The 18,645-nt window shown below is 41.4% G+C and carries 11 protein-coding genes; 1 reads left to right on the top strand and 10 read right to left on the bottom strand.

All coding sequences use genetic code 11. The features are described 5' to 3' along the window. Positions 1-24: 24 nt before the first annotated feature. From AAE02nite_RS18400 to rbfA, 4 genes are all read right to left on the bottom strand, one after another. A complete protein-coding gene (locus AAE02nite_RS18400; protein WP_146901137.1) occupies positions 25-2,973 on the bottom strand; it encodes a DEAD/DEAH box helicase in 2,949 nt (982 codons plus the stop codon). A 194-nt stretch (positions 2,974-3,167) separates the two neighbouring features. Then, the gene (locus tag AAE02nite_RS18395; RefSeq protein WP_146901135.1) at positions 3,168-4,397 is read right to left on the bottom strand and encodes an ABC transporter permease; all 1,230 of its coding nucleotides are present in this window, start codon (positions 4,395-4,397) and stop codon (positions 3,168-3,170) included. A 163-nt stretch (positions 4,398-4,560) separates the two neighbouring features. Continuing rightward, positions 4,561-5,373, bottom strand: a complete 813-nt coding sequence (locus AAE02nite_RS18390; RefSeq protein WP_146901133.1) for a class I SAM-dependent methyltransferase — start codon at positions 5,371-5,373, stop codon at positions 4,561-4,563. 13 nt (positions 5,374-5,386) lie between these two features. Continuing rightward, a complete protein-coding gene (rbfA, locus tag AAE02nite_RS18385; protein WP_146901132.1) occupies positions 5,387-5,779 on the bottom strand; it encodes a 30S ribosome-binding factor RbfA in 393 nt (130 codons plus the stop codon). 161 nt (positions 5,780-5,940) lie between these two features. Here rbfA and AAE02nite_RS18380 point away from each other — a divergent pair, with 161 nt between their 5' ends. Continuing rightward, positions 5,941-7,347, top strand: a complete 1,407-nt coding sequence (locus tag AAE02nite_RS18380; protein WP_146901129.1) for a hypothetical protein — start codon at positions 5,941-5,943, stop codon at positions 7,345-7,347. Between the two features lie 87 nt (positions 7,348-7,434). On the opposite strand, the gene rpiB is transcribed toward AAE02nite_RS18380, so the two are convergent. The 6 genes from rpiB to AAE02nite_RS18350 form a co-directional block, all read right to left on the bottom strand. Further along, positions 7,435-7,869: a ribose 5-phosphate isomerase B gene (gene rpiB, locus AAE02nite_RS18375; protein WP_146901126.1), complete on the bottom strand. Its 435-nt coding sequence runs from the start codon at positions 7,867-7,869 to the stop codon at positions 7,435-7,437. Positions 7,870-8,021: 152 nt separating this feature from the next. Next, the gene (tatC, locus tag AAE02nite_RS18370; RefSeq protein ID WP_307725555.1) at positions 8,022-8,855 is read right to left on the bottom strand and encodes a twin-arginine translocase subunit TatC; all 834 of its coding nucleotides are present in this window, start codon (positions 8,853-8,855) and stop codon (positions 8,022-8,024) included. A 25-nt stretch (positions 8,856-8,880) separates the two neighbouring features. Beyond that, complete coding sequence (gene glyA, locus AAE02nite_RS18365; protein ID WP_174761969.1) at positions 8,881-10,152, bottom strand: serine hydroxymethyltransferase; 1,272 nt, start codon at positions 10,150-10,152, stop codon at positions 8,881-8,883. An 861-nt stretch (positions 10,153-11,013) separates the two neighbouring features. Next, a complete protein-coding gene (locus tag AAE02nite_RS18360; RefSeq protein ID WP_146901122.1) occupies positions 11,014-11,238 on the bottom strand; it encodes a hypothetical protein in 225 nt (74 codons plus the stop codon). Between the two features lie 945 nt (positions 11,239-12,183). Next, positions 12,184-12,666 (bottom strand): hypothetical protein, encoded by a 483-nt coding sequence (locus AAE02nite_RS18355; RefSeq protein ID WP_146901119.1) that lies wholly within the window; start codon positions 12,664-12,666, stop codon positions 12,184-12,186. 1,014 nt (positions 12,667-13,680) lie between these two features. Further along, positions 13,681-18,384, bottom strand: coding sequence for an IPT/TIG domain-containing protein (locus tag AAE02nite_RS18350; protein WP_146901116.1), 4,704 nt, complete (start codon positions 18,382-18,384; stop codon positions 13,681-13,683). Between the last annotated feature and the right edge of the window lie 261 nt (positions 18,385-18,645).

The following is an 18,645-nucleotide window of genomic DNA, read 5'->3' as shown; positions in this document are numbered from 1 at the left end:
TACTAATCACTAACAACTCTAAACCTACGACAGCAGACTCTCGATATCAGCCTTGGTTAAATTTTTGATTACGCTTTCGTCCGTAGAAATAAGGTCGGTTACAAGCTGCAGCTTTTTGTTCTGCAGGGCCAGTATTTTCTCTTCTACCGTATCTTTTGAAATAAATTTGTAAGTAAATACCGTATTCTGCTGGCCAATGCGGTGTGCCCGGTCAACGGCCTGGGCTTCAATAGCCGGATTCCACCAGGGGTCGAGGATAAACACGTAGTCGGCAGCCGTTAAGTTTAAACCCACGCCGCCGGCTTTCAGCGATATTAAAAATACCCGGATGCTTTCGTCGGTCTGGAAGCGGTCTACCTGCTGTTGCCGGTTTTTGGTGTTGCCATCTAAATACGTGTAGGTAATATGGCGCTCATCCAGGGCCGCCCGCACAATATCCAGGTGTTTCACAAACTGGCTGAATATTAAAACCTTGTGCCCCTTCCCTACCACATTCCGGATCATGCGCAATATTTCCTTCATCTTGCCCGATTCGCCTTCGTAAGCGGTATCGGCCAGGCGCGGGTGATTGGCGATCTGGCGGAGCTTCATCAGGCCCTGTAACAGCATAAACTGGGTATTTACGGTGCCTTGCTCTTCCAGCCCTTTTAATATTTTATTCCGGTAAAACGATTTGGTTTCTTCGTAGGCCTGCTCCTGCTCCTCGGTCATTTTGCAGTACGTTAGCTGCTCTATTTTCTCGGGCAGTTCTTTAGCTACCTGCGATTTGTGGCGGCGCAGAATAAAAGGCTTAATGAGCGAGTGCAGCTTTTTGGTTTTAACCTCATCTTTTTCTTTTTCAATCGGTTTTAAAAACTCTTCTTTAAAAAAAGCCTGATTACCCAATAAGCCCGGGTTAATAAACGACATCTGCGACCATAAATCCATGGTGCTGTTTTCGACGGGGGTACCCGTTAATATAAGCTTGTGTTTCGATTTAAGCTCCCGCACGGCCAAAGACGTATTAGAACCCGGATTTTTAATTGATTGTGATTCATCCAGAATAATGTAATCGAATAAATATCCTTTGAGCAGTTCCTTGTCCAAGCGTACAATCCCGTAGGAAGTTAAAACCAGGTCATAGTGTTTAAATTGCGAAACTGTTTTCTCGCGGTAAGTGCCGGTATAATTTAAAATGCGTAAACCCGGCGTAAAGCGTTGCGCCTCGTTCAGCCAGTTATAAATGAGCGAGGTGGGCATTACCAGCAAAGAAGCACTCTGGGCCCCATTCTCTTTCTGAAACTGCAGCATGGCCAGCGTTTGCACCGTTTTTCCCAAGCCCATATCGTCGGCAAGGCAGCCGCCAAACTTATAATCTTTTACAAAGTGCAGCCAGTTGTAGCCGGCTTTCTGGTAAGGCCGCAGTTCGCCTTTAAACCCAACCGGCATAGGCTTATCTTCAATAGTTTCGAATTCGCGCAGCTTTTCCAGTTTGCGGCTCATGGTTACCACAGCCAGGTTTCCGTTCTGCAGCTCGTTTACCAGCGCCATGTGGTGCTTGCGCAGGGTAAGTTCGGTATCGTCGCCATCCGAAAAAGCGAATAACTCAATATATTGGGTAAACCATTCTTCCGGAATAATGGCAATTTGGCCATTGGGCAGCCGAAACTCGTTTTTACGGTTTAAGATATAACTTTTAAGCTTGATAAACGGAATTTCAAACTCCCCGAAATGCACCGTACCGTAAATATCAAACCAATCGGTATTTTCGCGAATTCCCACGCTTACCCTAACCTCACCAATAAAATAATTTTTAGTGCCGCCGTTGAGCTGCTTAATGGTAAAGCCCTGCTCCTGTAATTCCTGCGCATGAGCGGCCAGCCAGGCAAAAGCCAAGTTTTTATCTAAGTAAGCTTTGCCGTTTTTAACCTCCAGCGCCCGGTTGCCTAATTCCTTAATTAAGTTCTTTTCTCTCTCAATATCCCGGATAAGCCGGTGAAACACGTACGAGTCCGGTGTTTTTTCCAGGCTTACGCTAACCCGCTTCAGGTCCTGGGTAGAAACCGAATATTCGCCGTACTTAAACGACAAATGAAATAATATTTTAACGTTGCTGGTATTTTTATTCAGCCCATTGCCGTTCAGGTGGCCGTTGCCATTTACAAAAAGTTGCGGAGCATTATCATTCTCGGCAATTTCCGAAAAAGTTAAATAAGGACTGGGCGCATATTTCTCCGAACGGATATCAAAACCTTTGGCGTACACATCAAACTGCTCTACCAGCGGCGCCACAAATTTTTCGTAGTAAGCTTCTTCTACCTTGCGGGGAATTAAAATAAATTTCTTGTTCAGAAAAGGCTGCAGCTTTTTGCCATCCACATCTTTCTGAAAACTGTAAAGCACGCCATCTAAAAGTAACCAGGCTGGCTCGTTGCACACCAACACCGCATCTTTGTACTGGAATTCCAGCTTCTCGCCGGCGTATTTAATCGTGGGAAAATAATGGGTGTTTTCTTCGTTGCGCCGGAAATGAAATAAAATGCTGGCTTTTTCGGGCGCCAGTTTAATCTCCTTCCAGGTAGGTTCGCCGTCTTTGCCCATAATAAACACTTGCTTATCGTGGCGCAACAAATCCAATATTTTGGCCATGCGTCCTTGCACGTACCGACAGATAGTATCCTGCAGCACTTTATCGCCTTTCTCTGCATCAAAAGTTTTCAGGAAGAAGTCTGCTACCGTTGTCTTTTTTGCCGAAAACTTCTTTACCACGGCCTCCTGCTGAATTTGCTCAACAAGACTAATTAACTTATAATCAGTAGCATCCAGACGAGAAGAAAACTCATCGGCGTTTTTGGGCGAAATGTTCTGGTGCTGTAAAGTAAGTTGCTGCTTGGTGTTTACCTGCACCACAAACGACTCGAACAAATACCCCAGGTATTCGTGGGCGAATAGCGAATAGATAACAGCAAAAGGCTGCGTGGTGAATACCTTCATGATTTTCCAAAATATCAGACTTCCAAATTAACATTTTTCTTTAAACCAAAGGCATTTACCCAATTATTTTTTTGTAAAACTTACTTTTTACTTCAGTTTTTGAAAAAATAAATAGCAAATAGTAAATATTTATCAAGACAAAGGCCTTAAATCAGGCTTCTTGTAAATAGTACAATGTAAAGATAAGTTGTATTTTATAAGGTGGTTTTGGGATCAACGGCCGCTGCTTTAATGGCCGGACGGATGGAAACCAGTAGCGTTATGATAATGATAGTGAGGCCAGTTAGTAAAAAGTCGATCAACTGCATTTTTACCGGATAGGCATCTACGAGCGCGGTAGCCATCCCCATGGATATAATGCCATAGGTTTGCTGTACCCAACAAACCCCAAACCCAATAAGTAAGCCGGTAATGGCTCCAATTACGGCTACAATGCTACCTTCGGCTAAAAATATATTCCGGATTATTTTAGGGCTCGCGCCCATTGCCGTTAAAATAGCAATATCTTTTTTCTTATCAATCACCAGCATGGAGAGCGAGAAAAAGATGTTAATAGACGCAATGAGCAGAATGAATGCAAATGTGAGAAAAACAAACATCTTCTCTACCTTAACGGCCCGCAGCAGGCTCACGTGTTGTTCATCGCTGTTCAGGACCTTAAAATCCGGCCCCAAAATTTCTTTTAATTGCTGCTGTACGCGCTTGACCGACTGGTCGGGCTTTACTTTTATTTCCAGGGAAGTTCGCCGGTTGCCGTAATCCATCAACTCCTGTGCAAATGCTAAAGGCACAAAAACATAATTGTCGTCGTACTGCTTTTCTATTACAAACACCCCTCCTACCATTATCGATTTTTCGTTGAAGGCGTCTTCGGGGTCGAGCGATAAAGATACTTTCTTTTTATTTTTGGGATACAGCAGGTGCATGGGAATAATGGCATTCTGCACCCTGATAGACAACTCGTACTGCACCCCCCGCCCAATTAAAGCATAATTGTAGCCGTTGCGGCGCAACCGGTAATCGCCTTCTATTACCGACGAATCTATTTTGTTCTGACCGAAGAAATTATTCGTTACACCTTTTAGCTTAATTACTTTCTGGCGGTTTTCGTAGCGCAACAGCGCATTATCTTCAATTACTTCGGTTAAGAATTCTACGCCGGGGGTTTTCTGCAGACGTTCTAAAAAAGCGGCATTTGTTTCGAAAGATTTGCCTTTAACAGCAGTTACCCGCAGGTCCGGGTCGAAACTGCCATAAATACTCCGAATCAGATCTTCCAGGCCATTAAACACCGACAATACAATAATTAAGGCCGCTGAACCAACCGCCACCCCAATCATCGAAATATTAGAGATAATGCTGATAATATTCCTCTTCTTTTTAGAACGGAAGTAGCGTCTGGCTATCAGAAAAGGAACATTCATTTTTTTAGTTGTTGAATTGCTTAATGGTTAAATTGTTGTGAGCTTAACGGCAAAATATTAGCTTAGTTAATGCTCATGATAAAAGAAGATAATATTCCTTAAAAGATTACTTGTTACAATCAACAATTAAACAATTAAACAATTAAACAATGCAACAATTAATTTACTTCCAGGCTTTCACAATTAAGCCGGTGCCGGTTGGGTGCGTTTGATTGGCATCGAGCCAGTTAAGCACGAGGCAAAAAGGAAAAGTAATTAAATAATAAAACGGCAGCAGCAAGAAAAAAGCTTTTGATTTACCCAGCATCAGAATGGGGTATTTCATAGACAAGCGCCAGGAAATCTGGCCGGGTTTGCCGTAAGAATAACGGGCCTGTACTTTTGAGAAGCCGGCTAACCTTAATTTATCCTGAATTTCGTTTATGTTGTAACCATCGCGCACGTGTTCTTCTATAAATGAGCTTTCGTCATCGCCGTGCACATCGGAGCCCCCCTGGTCCGATGGCGTAGAAATCAGTAGCATCCCGCCCGGCCTTAACGAAGCCTGAATATTACGAAAAACTTCTACGTCCTCCAGAATATGCTCCATTACATCTACCGAGAGCGCTAAATCATAAGCGTTGGGCTGGCGGAAGGTAACCAAATCGGCTACCGAAAATTTCACCTGCCGGCTGCGCCCAATCCGGGTAAAAAACTGATTACTGTCGGCTATCTGCTCTTCTTTTACATCTACAGCCGATATTTTCCAGGCGGTGCTCAGGCCCGATAAATAATAAGTATATTGGCCAAAACCAGAACCGGCATCCAGTATATGCTGCGCTTTATCTTTTTTACCTTGCGCCCAAGCTCTTAGTTCTTTGTGTACGTGCCAGGTGCGCAGCAACAGCAAATCGAGCAGGTTATAAAAAAGGCGGCGTAGAAAAGGTGTTTTGTTAAACGTATTGCCTAATACGCGTTTAATCGGGTCGTACTGCATTTAAAATAATATATTAGCGGGTCTTCTCATCCTCGGTGTCGTCGTCCTCGCTGGGCGGCGGTATATCTAAACCCGAAATAATTTTATCCATGTGCGCAGCATATTCGGCACTGTCATCGAGGTAAAATATTAATTCGGGAATTACCCGTACCTGGTTTTTAATGCGTTGGGCCAGTGCGTGCCGGATAGCCTTGGTGTTGGTTTTTATCGATTGCAACACCTCCTGCTGGTTATTGGCCAGTAACAAACTCAGGTAAATTTTAGCTACGCCTAAATCCGGCGATACCCGCACCAGGGTAATAGATACATAAGCGCCGTTAAATAAATGGGAAACATCGCGCTGAAATACCTCCGCTAACTCTTTCTGTAATACCCGGCTAAACTTTTGTTGTCGTTTACTTTCCATAGAAGCTGCAAATATCATATTATTTTCCCATTTTTACCTCTTTTATCCGGCTTTAGTTATGCGTTAGCCGCTTCCCTCCTCTTGTCCGGCATTTTAATAAAGCCGGATTCCTGATTTGGGACGTCTTAACCTGTAATGAAAGCGCCAAATATTTCGGCTCCTTGATAAGTTATTTTAAAGGCATATTACTTTCGCGGCTACTGGTATTAATCCTGCTATTTCTGGCTATCCGGGTACCGCTGATATTATTTAATTTCCCCCTTTCGTTGGCTGAATTAAAGTACATGATTTTGGGCGAACGGCTGGCCGATGGAGCTACTTTATACCGCGATGTGTACGATAATACCGCTCCACTGGCTGCGGTCATTTACCAGTTGCTGGATGTAGTTTTTGGGCGGAATATTCTGGTTTACCGGTTACTGGCATCCGTTATTCTATTTTTGCAAGGCATGCGCCTGAATTCCATTTTGAACCAGAATGGCATCTTTTCGGAGAAAAGCTTTTTACCGGCCCTCCTCTATTTTGTATTTGGCAGTATATTTTTTGAGTTCGATTTGCTGTCGCCCCTATTATTTGGTTTAACCTTCCTGATCTTCTCAATTAATTATTTAATCGTTCCGTCCAAAGAAGGCAGTAGCAACCCCAAACTGTTTAAAGCCGGCTTTTTAATCGGGCTGGCGGCTCTTTGCTATTTACCCTTGATGCTTTTTCTGCTCTGGGCTTTTCTGGCGCTTATCTTTTTTGCTTTTAATGCTTTCCGGAGTTCGCTGTTGCTGCTCTGCGGTTTTTTGTTTCCGTATGCGGTGGCTTTCACGTTCTTCCTGTACGCCGATACTATCCCCAACTTTGTTCAGTTTAACCTGGTTTCGGCCTGGAGTTTATACATTAAACTGCTACTGCCACCGCTCGATTTAATTAAGGTGCTGGCTATACCCTTGCTGTTTTTAAGCTTTTCCGTTTTTCATGCTATTATTAATGCGCCCACGCTTAATTATCAGCTTAAATTTTTACAACTCATGTTGTGGTGGGTTACGGTAGCTCTACTCGTTACCCTGGCCGGGCAAACCATTTCGGCCATTTCGTGGCTATTGTTTTTACCAGCAGCGGCTTATTTTGGTACGTATCTTTTTCTGCGTTCCGGCCGCTTGTGGATTACCGAACCTTTCTTCCTGGTGCTGTTGGGTAGCATGGTGGTTATTCGGTATAGCTTTTTATTACCGGCCACACCTTTTACCAAGCTAAATATTTCGCAGCTGCTGGTACAACCCGATGCCCGGTATGCCGCAGTAAAAAATGCGAAAGTGCTGGTTCTGGGCGACAATTTAAATTATTATACCTACAATCAATCGGCTACCCCTTACTTAAACTGGCAACTTGCCCGGCAAGATTTCAGGCAACTAGATACGTACTACGGCATATTTAAAATCAGGCGGAATATAGCGATTTCAGCCCCCGATTATATTGTAGACGAGGTGGGCTTAATGCCCGAATTAATTTATAAAATTCCGGATTTATTCTCGCGTTACGAAAGAAGCGGGAAGGGAGAAATTTACAAACGGGTACGATAAGAAAAATAAGAGAGACGCTAATACAATCTCCTGCAAGAAAATATTGCGTCTCTAAATTTAAGTTATTGTAAAACAAGAATTATATTATCAGCAAGGAATTTTATTTACCCGGGTAGCGTGGCGGCCACCTTCAAAACCGGTATTCAGGAATACATCCACCATTTCTTTGGCAACCTCTTCCGAAACAAACCGGGCCGGAATACACAATATATTGGCATTATTATGTTCGCGGGCTAGTTTAGCTATTTCGGGTACCCAGCACAAGGCCGCCCGTACTTTGGGGTGTTTATTGGCGGTAATAGCTACGCCGTTGCCGCTGCCGCATACCAGAATAGCGGTATCAAATTCGTTGTTATCCATGGCAGTAGCTAAGGGATGAACATAATCCGGGTAATCTACCGAGGCATCTGAACCGGGCCCGAAATCCTGTACTTCGTAGCCATTGCGCTGCAACTGCTCAATTAAAAAGCTTTTGTAGGTATATCCGGCATGATCGCCCCCGATTGCTATTTTCCGGGCCATACTTTTATAGTTTAAGTGGGTTAATTATTTAGCGCTTTGGGGTTAATGCAGGTTTAATGCCGCCTTTAACTTTCGAAATATCCGATAGCCTTATATAACCAAGTTAACTGCTTTAACTTTTTGCGCTATTCTGAATTCGTATCGTGGTTCTACTAAGTACTCTGGTTTAGCCGTCTTAACGTATTGCGCTGTACTATCTTGGCAATTAATATACTAACTTCGTATAACCCTATCAGCGGCAACGCAAAAATGGTCATACTTAAAACATCGGGCGGCGAAATAAGGGCGGCTACTATCAGAATAACCACAATGGCATGGCGCCGGTATAACCGCATAAGTTCCGGCGAAGCAATGCCCGCTTTAGCCAGGAAATACACAATCATGGGCAATTCAAACATAATACCGCAGGCCAGGGTCATGCGGGTAAGCGTACCAATATAAGACGACAAATCGAACTCGTTCAGAATAGATGGATCTACTGTGTAAGAGGCCAGAAAGTTAATGGATAAGGGAGCGGCAATAAAATATCCAAAAAATACCCCAATCAGAAACAAAATGGTTACGAAAAATACCGCTCCCCGCGAGTTCTTGCGTTCGTTCGGGTAAAGACCAGGCTCGATAAAGCGCCAGATTTCCCAGAAGGCATACGGGAAAGCCAGAATTAGCCCAATAATTAGGGAAACGGTTATGTGGGTGGTAAACTGGCTACTCATTTCCCGCGATTGCAAGGTAAACGAGATCTTATCGATACACAGATCTTTATTACCCAGGTAATTACCTAATTGGCACAATTTACGGTAGGTATAAAAATCGGTGCGGGAGGGGCCCAGAATTACATCATGGAAAACAAAGGTTTTGGCCATGAACGCGCCTACCGCAAATACTACAATGGAAGCTAATGCCCGAACAATATGCCACCGGAGTTCTTCCAGGTGGTCAATAAAGGACATTTCGTGCTCGCCGGCTATTTCCTCTTCTTCCGCCACAGGGCTTGATTCTGTTTATAAGATATTAACTAAACAAAGGAAAATTCTTCATCCAGTTGTTAATTTCCCCTTTCACGGCCGAAATCTTGGATTCATTTTCGTGGTTTTGCAGCACGTCATCAATCAGGGTAACCACCCGTTCCATATCGGCTTCTTTTAAGCCGCGCGTGGTAATAGCTGCCGAGCCAATGCGCATACCGGAAGTTACAAACGGCGACTTATCGTCGAACGGCACCATGTTTTTGTTGATGGTAATATCGGCTTTAATCAGGGTATTTTCGGCTTGTTTACCCGACAGGTTCTTCGAGCGCAAATCAATTAACATCAAATGGTTATCGGTTCCGCCTGATATAATATTATAGCCGCGGTCGGTGAAGCCTTTGGCCAGGGCTTTGGCATTTTTCTGCACCTGGATGATATAGTTTAAATAATCATCGGACAAAGCCTCGAAGAAAGAAACCGCTTTAGAAGCAATTACGTGTTCCAATGGGCCGCCCTGGGTACCCGGGAAAACCGCCATATCGAGCACCGATGACATGAGGCGCAGCTCACCTTTCGGGGTTTTCAGGCCAAACGGATTTTCAAAGTCCTGTGCCAGCATTATCATACCGCCCCGTGGCCCACGTAGCGTTTTATGGGTGGTGGTGGTTATAATATGGCAATATTCAAAAGGGTCGTTTAATAAACCACGGGCAATTAAACCAGCCGGGTGGGAGATATCGGCCATTAATAAAGCATCTACTTCATCGGCAGCCGCCCGTAAAGCTTCGTAATTCCAGTCGCGGGAATAAGCCGAGGCGCCGCAAATAATTAATTTTGGTCTTTCGCGGCGGGCAATATCTGCTACTTTTTCCCAGTCAATTAATCCCGTATCGGGCTCTACGCCGTAAAATACCGGCTGGTAAAGTTTACCCGAAAAGTTAACCGGCGAACCGTGAGTTAAGTGGCCACCGTGCGCTAAATCAAAGCCTAATATTTTATCGCCAGGGTTTAATACAGCCAGCATAACGGCCGCATTGGCTTGGGCGCCGGAGTGCGGCTGCACGTTTACCCACGCGGCATTAAACAATTCTTTTGCCCGGTCAATGGCTAATTGCTCCGCCTGGTCTACAATTTCGCAGCCCCCGTAATACCGCTTGCCTGGTAATCCTTCGGCATACTTATTCGTTAGTTCACTGCCCATGGCCTGCATTACCTGCTCCGAAACAAAGTTTTCGGACGCAATCAGTTCCAAACCATGCATCTGGCGTTCTTTTTCCTGACGGATTAAATCAAATATTAGGCTGTCTCTTTGCATTTTACTCTTTATAATCAGGCCCAAAATTAAGTTAAGAACTTTAATAAACCAATTGCTTTTATGCTTTAAGTAAATATCTTTTGGGACGACTAATCTGGTAAACGAAGCAGCAGGAGGGATGCTATTATTTAGCTTATATTCTTTAACCAAACAACGTACCAGACTCCCGCATTAAGTAACCCAACAAAAAGAGGCGGAGGATTTTTATCTACCACCTTTTAGGGATATGAAAATTTATGGCAGAAGCCCGGCGAGGCTAATATTTAAATTCTGAATATTGCATAATATTTCAAAAGCAGTAACAGGTTAATCCGGATTTCGGAATTAAAGAAGCAACGGCGATTAAAGGATTTTTATAAAGTGTATCCGAGACAGAATTATATCAATCTTGGGTACACCTATAAAAATATATTTCAGGCTTATTACAGAATCCTATAAACCAGAAAAGCAAACGTAAGGCAATTACGCCAGGCTCACCTGAAGCGTAAAGGTATTTTTTAGCTATATTAAATTGGCAAAAGAACCTAAAACCTTCAACCTGGTCTTTCTTTATCTTTTCAACTGCGCAAACATAAATCTATTTATATATATTTAAAAGGACAATCCAATTCTTTTGGTAACATTAATAGCCTAGTACTCTAAAGCCACTAGCGTTAGTAATATCCTAATGGTCAGCAGAATTCAAACCAATACAAATGAACAAAGTACCGTATTTGTAACAATATAGTAGTTGCGGAACAAAAATTATTTTAACCTATCCGGCATCAAATATATCCTTTTAAAGGCACTCCTAAATGCAAGCGGGATGACCGCCGTTAAACCGGTGTCATCCCGCCCAAAATACTAAGAAAGTATTGAGACCTACAGACAAATAGGAATTGGCACAATGGCACATTTAGGTAACACCACCGTTTTCCGGAAGTCTGCTTCTCCACCGCGGGTTAAAGGATGGCAGAAAAAATAATATTTATCTTCTGCATCTTCAAAAATTTCGTGTTTATCTATGGTGTAAACGTAGTAATTATTGTTCCCGCGTAATTGTACCGGCGAGTAACGGGTATAATCGATATTTTTTAACCGTATCATAATGGCTTTATAATCTTATGCGGGGCATTTGCCCCCTATTTTTCTTATTTATTTTCTGATAAAAGTCTAGCCCTCACTGTGTCCATCTGTATTCTCCACCAGAACCTTGTCAGACACTTAGGCTAATGCTACATCCAAATCAGAGAAGATGTCATTTAGAATGATTAGGCCTTAATCATCTCTCTCACAGCAAAAAGCGGGCAACTCAGAACGGCCGGCAGCAATTTGCGGAGATTAGATTGTCTGCCTGAAATTTTTATCCGACAATGATCTACTATAAATATTTACTGAGGTTAGGGTTAGGGTTATAGCTGTAACCGGAACTAATGAAAAGGATATAGCAGGGGAGGCAGCCAATAGCCTGGTTAGTGCGGCTTTAATAACCGTTATAGAAGGTAAATGAATACGTAACATTCGTTTATTTATTTAATATAGCTAAATAACTATATACTAAACTCATGCCACAATATTGCTTACCTATAACTGGTTGATTATCAACAATATATATAATAGTATTAAGATTTGTTCTATTTGATTAAAGATTATCTACGCAAGCTAGCAAGTAAAAACCTTTAATAATACAATTATTACAAAATTCAGTTGACAAAAACCAAGAAAATTTTATAACGCTTATTTTGAACTTCTATATTAGAATACACGCAGGGCACACGTTAAATGGCGGATTGCACGGCAATTATATAAGTATTTTTATACGAAGTTGTAAACAGAGAGCGTTGGAATTATCGCAAAAAGACAATTCCAAATTTTGGAATGCGCCCAAAAATAGGTGGGAGGAAAGCGGATAATTAGTTACAGAAAAGAAAAATATATAGCTTTTTATAGCTTTACCACTTAAAATTATTCTGAAGCCGATAATACCTGTTCCAAATATTGGAACAGCAACCTAACATTTTCAGCTCAAAACTGACTATGGTCTAATCTAAATTAACAAGATAAGGCATTGTTATTGCGCAGATAAAGTTCGCCTTCGATGGTAAGTTTTATCAGAAGCCTTTCTTCTCCGGCTTTGGACTCAATCCAACCTTCTGCTATTAAATATTGCGCTAATCCAGCTAAGCGGGCCCATTCTTCCATTTCCAGACCAGGTATATCAAACATGTCATGAAAACGATCCGGCTCCGTATCCAGCGTATTCAGGATAACCTGGGTTAGGAAATATACCTCCTCGGGTGCCGTTACATGCAAAAGATCTTCTTTTAATATACAATCGGCAACGGCCTGTCCGCCACAACGGTAATAACTCCGAATCTCTCCGCCTTCAGCTACTTCCAAACCGGTAAAATGGCTAAAGAAAGAATCGTTTAAAGAGTTCAACACATTAGAGACCTCATAGGCAGGCAAAGCCGTTTCTCTATCCCGACAGGATATCCAGGCTATTGACTTACTTAAAATTTCTCTAGTGTTCATTGCTTTATCATTTAATTATACAAACATATTATAATCTATATATATACCAAAGGACAATGTTGCCTCTCCCGTAACATGCATTATTAACATATATTCATCAAATATAAGGCTTATCTAATTGATGAATAACGTTTTAGGAAATAAAATATTTATAAATCGCCTTCATTCGTAACAATAGCATAAATACTGAGGCCAAATTATTTTAGAACAATACAATAAATATTCTTCTCTGATAAATAGCTATTTGCCCGAATTTCAGAATTTTCGAAATAAAGAACATTGGCAATGCGTATTGGAAGGCAATTTGAAATTTTATTTTAAATACTAAGTCCCTTAAAAGACATGCACAATTTAAAAATAGCCTTTATAGCTTAATGAAGATGGTTAGCTACCCTAAATGCTACAATCGCACTAATAATTTATTTTAGCAACTGGGTAGTAAAAAGAGTTATGCCGTCCTGGATTGGTCTTAGGAGCTATTATGGCTCTACCAGCAATATAGCAGCAACACAGTTATAGTTCTTTCGACAAGTGCAACTTAACTACTCTCATTTCAGCTCTTTAACTATTTTACAAGGTGATTCGTTTATTAAGTATACCTGCTTACTCCTGCCGGATTATCCGTTAAAATACCAGATTAATGGCCAAAATAAACGACTGATTGAAATTCACCCAATAAGATAAAGGCTCCCGCAATCCAAGCTGGGCTAAAGCTAAACTCAGGAAACTGCTTTCGGCTATTTACCCTAAATAGTTGCTTGTATAACAGCGTTCTTTCTTGGTAAATGTTCAGCCATTCCAGCCTTCTTTCATCTGTATCTAAATTTGGAGATTATACCCAATGGCTCGATTTGCCTGCCGTAGAGAAGCAGGAAAGGCCCAAGCATACGCTTGAGCCAGGTTATTGATGGAATAAGGTTTAGGAGAGAGAGTGTTACTGGCATAGGCAATATCGGCAAAAATAAAAAGGGAAGCCATCGGCTTCCCCCTTTAAACATTGCGTATGAAATTCGTTTATCTCTTAACCATCTTCAGATGCTGCTGAAAATTATTGGTTGTTAAGTTAATAATGTAAATACCGGCTGGGAATTGGCTGCCCAGGTTAAATTTAATATCATTCGACCCTTTTGTTAGCGTAACGGTTTTCTCCATTACTTTCTTGCCCAGGGCATCTGTAATAGTTAAACTGGCAATTTTCTGAGCATCGGCATTAACTACTACTGTAAAACTGTCATCAAATGGATTGGGATAAGCGCTTGCGGTTATGGCAATATGCTCATTATTATAAGTTACCGCTTTAACCGCTGAGTACGTTTCAGTTCCATCGAAATCGACCTGTCTCAGTCGGTAGTACAGCACATCAGCCGGCTTCGTCTTGTTATCAACATAGTTGTACTTCTGAATTGCTGTTGAATTACTATTCTTTGAATTCACAAAACTTACCACTTCAAAGTTTTTAGCATCGGTAGAAACCTGAATTTCAAAACCTTTATTATCTTTTTCCATAGCCGTGGCCCAGTTTAGCTGCACTGTCTGACCATTGCGGGTGGCAGTAAATTCCAGCAGCTCAACCGGCAGAATGGTGGCCTGTTCGCCCAACGTCCAGGAAGAGAAACCTGTTACACCGGACAGCGTTATAGTTCGCTGCACAGGAGTTCGCACATAATTTCCTACCTGCTCCAGCCAAGGATCTTCTCCGGCTTTTTTATACATGCTCAGTTTTGCTTCGTCCTGGCCTGCTAACAATTCGGCTGGCGCATATTTAAGGGTGATAGCCGTATTTAAGTCGCTGCTATTAGCGGCCGTAATGTCATACACCCGGGCAATGCTTTGTCTTTCTTCGTTAAGCTTAATACTTCCTATACCGGTAGACCGCACGACAGTAGTATTACCAGGGCTTAAGCTCCCCGCCGTTGGCGCCAGGGTAAGACCTACCCCGCCAAAGTTTTGCGTTGCGCCCGCTGTTACATTCCGGGTTGCCTCCACTTTGCCTATTACATAACTGGTCTGGCTTTCGCTAATAGTAGCTGCACTATTCAGAATAATTCTATTAGCGCCCGTGTTAATGGTAGTTGCAATTACATTCACATTGCCGTTCACCTGAATATTTCCGGCCAGAGATTTACCAGCTGAACCAGATGCTGTTAAGCTATTATACGGAAGAACCGGTATAATTTGTGCACCGCCATTAAATTCTACGGTGTTGTCAGTAGCCGCATAACTAAGATTTAACGCTGGATTTGTAAATGCTTCGGACACTTTTATAGTACCAGCACCAAGAGTTATAGTATTGCCGTTACGATTACCTGATATAGTTAGGTTAGCATACTTAATTGGACTAATTGTTTGAACTCCTAAACCATAGTACTCGATGATAGAACCTGGATTTAAGGTAGGTGTTACGCCGCTGTTTAAAGCAGTTGCTGCACCACCTGCAAATCCTTCCACAACATTGGTCTTAATAGACCCATCCACTATTACATTTCCAAAACCAGAAATTTGCTTCTTAAGGTCAACCACAATTCCTAAAGGAACATTTAAGCGGGCATTATTTCCTAAAAATAATTCTCCAAATCCTGAGATAATTCTAGTTCCATTTCCACTCATATTAATGTTATTAGCAGCGGCCGGGTTAAAGTTTAAAGCCCCACCTGTTACAGTAATATCGCCTTTAATAGAAATTGTACCACTTAAATTAATATCAAAATTATTTGCACTGGTAACTGTAAGGTTATTAACCGTTAAATTACCTGTACCTGCAACTGTTTGTGAAAAGGCAGCATTACTTACTTCGAAGTTACTGTATATACGATTATTTAAATCCGGAGCAGTATTTCCAGTATGCTGATAGTAACTTCCCGGATCAAAAATAAGTACTGAATTTGGTTCAGCTGCCCCAAAAGGTGAACCACCACTTTCGTTTATCAGGGTAGCCCCACCAGTAAAGCGCACGGAGTTTAAGTTAGTAGTTCCAAATGGATTGCCAGAAAAATTTATACCTGTAACAAATTTTCCATTATTTTGAAACAACAAACCGTCACTACCTTCTGCTAAGATTTTGTGTGCAGCAGAACCGGCATCTCCTTTCAGTACAAGTTCCCCAGCAACTGTCCCTGTCTCTCCATTAGTAATAACAACTTCTAATTTTGCACCAGCTACGGAATTGGTAATGTTTACTGCAGCTCCTGCGGTAATCAAAAAGTCTGTTCCTGCAACGCTATTATCTAAAATTAGCATTTTATCATTTGCAACCTTAAGCGTCGCTTTTACGCTATTTGTAAATCTAATCTGACCAATTGTTTGCGAGTTAACATAATCTATATCAACAAATGGGCTAGAAGTTTTACTTCCATCAAATATTAAAATATCTGCTGTTGTTGGGCTATTCCGTACTGGGTCCCAACTATTAGGGTCAGTCCAGTTGCCCGAGCCCACATTCCAGGTATAAGTTGTGTTAGGAATTATTACTTCAAATGGAGTAGCACTACTATTATTGGTATTACTTCCAGAATTAGCAACTCTTATAAAACCTGAAGTAGCTCCCTCTGGTACCAAAACAGTTATTTGAGTTGAGCTATTTACTATTAAGCTTGTAGCTGGTGTGTTGTTAAAGGTTACAATAGTGTTTGCCGTATAGTTTGTTCCTGTAAGCACCACCTGTTCTCCGACTTTACCTGATGCTGGTGAAAAGCTTTTTATGGTAGGAGCAGGAACAGTTATAATAAAATTATCATAAGTAGTTGTAATACCAGAAACCGTTACTTTTAAAGGACCTGTACTAGCAGTAGCCGGAACAACAGCGGTAATCTTAGTGCCATCCTGAGTAGCATTACCAAAAGAAGTAGCCGCTACACCATTAAATGTTATTAAAGAAGGGTTCTTTAAATTTTGGCCATTAATAAAAATTCTTTCTCCTGGCTTTGCAGATGTTACAGGTGGCCCAGTAGTTGTTAAAGCTATGTAGCTAATGCTTGGCGCAAGTACAGATACAGTAAAGGTTTCGCTGTTGTTAGAAGTACCAATTACGGTTGTACCATTTTTAGTTTCTACTTTTATCGGTCCGGTAACGGCTCCTGCCGGAACTACCGCCTTTATCTCACCAGCGTCCACAAAAGTAATAGAAGTAGCTTTTACTGAGTTTAACGCATCTTTATAAAAGTAAACCGTTGTATTACCATTTACAAAGTTAGAACCATAAATTGTTACTGTAGAACCCACAGGACCATTATTAGGAGAGATACTGCTAATAACAGGGTTTTGTAAAACCTCAAAGTCCGTTGTACTGGTTACTTCACCACCAGGTGTTTTTATAAAAATTTTGCCAGTGCTTGCATTACTTGGAACTGTAGTTGTAATTTCAGTACCATCAGTGTTCACATTAATTGAAGCCCCAACAGAGCCAAACTGAACTACAGTTGCCCCTTTGAAATTGGTTCCGGTAATAGTTACACTTGTTCCAACTTTTCCCTGAGCAGGATTAAAGCCAGTAATAGTTGGGGCGGGCTGTGGATTTACTGTAAAGGTAGAGCTTTCAGCAAAACCTGCAGCCGTCGAAACTCTTATGCGGCCCGTAGTAGCATTTGCCGGGACTATAGCTGTAACCTCATTATCACTAACCCTACTCCAACTGGCTTGCACTAAAGTAGGATTACCATTGCCATCTAATGGGCCATTAAATGCTACCTCAGAAGTATTCCATAAATTGGAGCCGTTTATAATAACCGTGCTACCAATCATTCCTGCCGTTGGGTTTATTGTGATGTTAGCCGGGGCAAATATCTTGGCATTACCTTCCAATTTAATCGAGAAATTCCCTTCGTCCGAATCGTTATTTACTATGATTAAAGTGGCAGCTTTCGATCCAAAAGTAACTGGAGCAAAAGTAACAGTAAAAACACTTTCACCACCAGCAGCAATAATTGAAGAAAGTTGGCTAATATCCACTTGAAACTCCTTAGCTTGCGTGTTACTACCTGGTATAATGTTAATAAAAGGGTTATTTGTCAAAACCAGATCTGCCGTTCCATTATTCTTAATTTTAAATGTAACCGCACTACTCAAGGTATTTTGATTTTGAGTAGGAAAAACATACGCACTGATATTACTTGTGTAGTTTGTATTACCTTGTGTTATCTCAATTTCTGGCCCTGCTAATTCAGTTAACCGAATGGCATCTAACTGCACTGATTGAAAATCAAGTCCAGCATCATTATACTTAAAGCGTACATATCTTGTGCCAGCACTAAGTTTATGAATAAAATTCATGCCGCCTTCAATGTTGGTCAATGTTGTTCCATTAGGCCCAAAAGTTTTTAGATTCGAGAAATTAACGCCGTCTGCTGATTCCTGAACTACAAACTCCCCACTTAGTTCTAAATTCATCCAATCGTTCTGCAGATTTATCTGATAGCTTAATTCATTTGGTAAAATCCCTGGCTTAGTCTCAAAACTTACTAATATATAATCTTCTGCAGAATCAAAATTAGCAGATGTGCCATCGGTAGAACCATTTAAATCAAAGCCAAAGTCCTCTTCCAACCCTTCTTGCTTCCATCCAGGCTTAGACATTTCATACCAAGGCCCATCGTGCCCGGTAGGCAAAGTAGTCTTATCGTCCTGCCCGAACGCATCTGTCAAGCTAAAATTTAGCAGCACCAGCAAGCCCCATAGGAGCAGGCTCTTGGTTTGCCTCTTAATTAATTGTAGATTTTTTTTCATACACCCTCCTTTTTACTATTCACTAAATTTATATTTCAATTTTTAAAGCTTAAAACAATACCATTAACCCAAACCTTATTTTATACTTTTCGTATAAATTGGATTTATGCACGCAATATAAATTTAATTATTCACATCCAATAATCTCCTATAAAAAATAATTATAAAATTTAAAGATTGTTGTTTATGTTAAATTTTTTATATAATTATTATACAATTTAACGTATAACATAGTCGCTCACAACCACTATTCTATTCTAA

The sequence above is a fragment of the Adhaeribacter aerolatus genome (assembly GCF_007991635.1).
In the GTDB taxonomy this organism is placed as follows: Bacteria; Bacteroidota; Bacteroidia; order Cytophagales; family Hymenobacteraceae; genus Adhaeribacter; species Adhaeribacter aerolatus.
Note: the sequence above shows the minus strand (reverse complement) of the source record. Positions and strands in the feature narration are given on the sequence as shown.

Bases quoted from the DNA above. Each gene is read 5' to 3' on its own strand.
- AAE02nite_RS18400 (WP_146901137.1), bottom strand. From the start codon at position 2,973: ATGAAGGTATTCACCACGCAGCCTTTTGCTGTTATCTATTCGCTATTC.
- AAE02nite_RS18395 (WP_146901135.1), bottom strand. From the start codon at position 4,397: ATGAATGTTCCTTTTCTGATAGCCAGACGCTACTTCCGTTCTAAAAAG.
- AAE02nite_RS18390 (WP_146901133.1), bottom strand. From the start codon at position 5,373: ATGCAGTACGACCCGATTAAACGCGTATTAGGCAATACGTTTAACAAA.
- rbfA (WP_146901132.1), bottom strand. From the start codon at position 5,779: ATGGAAAGTAAACGACAACAAAAGTTTAGCCGGGTATTACAGAAAGAG.
- rpiB (WP_146901126.1), bottom strand. From the start codon at position 7,869: ATGGCCCGGAAAATAGCAATCGGGGGCGATCATGCCGGATATACCTAC.
- glyA (WP_174761969.1), bottom strand. From the start codon at position 10,152: ATGCAAAGAGACAGCCTAATATTTGATTTAATCCGTCAGGAAAAAGAA.
- AAE02nite_RS18360 (WP_146901122.1), bottom strand. From the start codon at position 11,238: ATGATACGGTTAAAAAATATCGATTATACCCGTTACTCGCCGGTACAA.
- AAE02nite_RS18355 (WP_146901119.1), bottom strand. From the start codon at position 12,666: ATGAACACTAGAGAAATTTTAAGTAAGTCAATAGCCTGGATATCCTGT.
- AAE02nite_RS18350 (WP_146901116.1), bottom strand. From the start codon at position 18,384: ATGAAAAAAAATCTACAATTAATTAAGAGGCAAACCAAGAGCCTGCTC.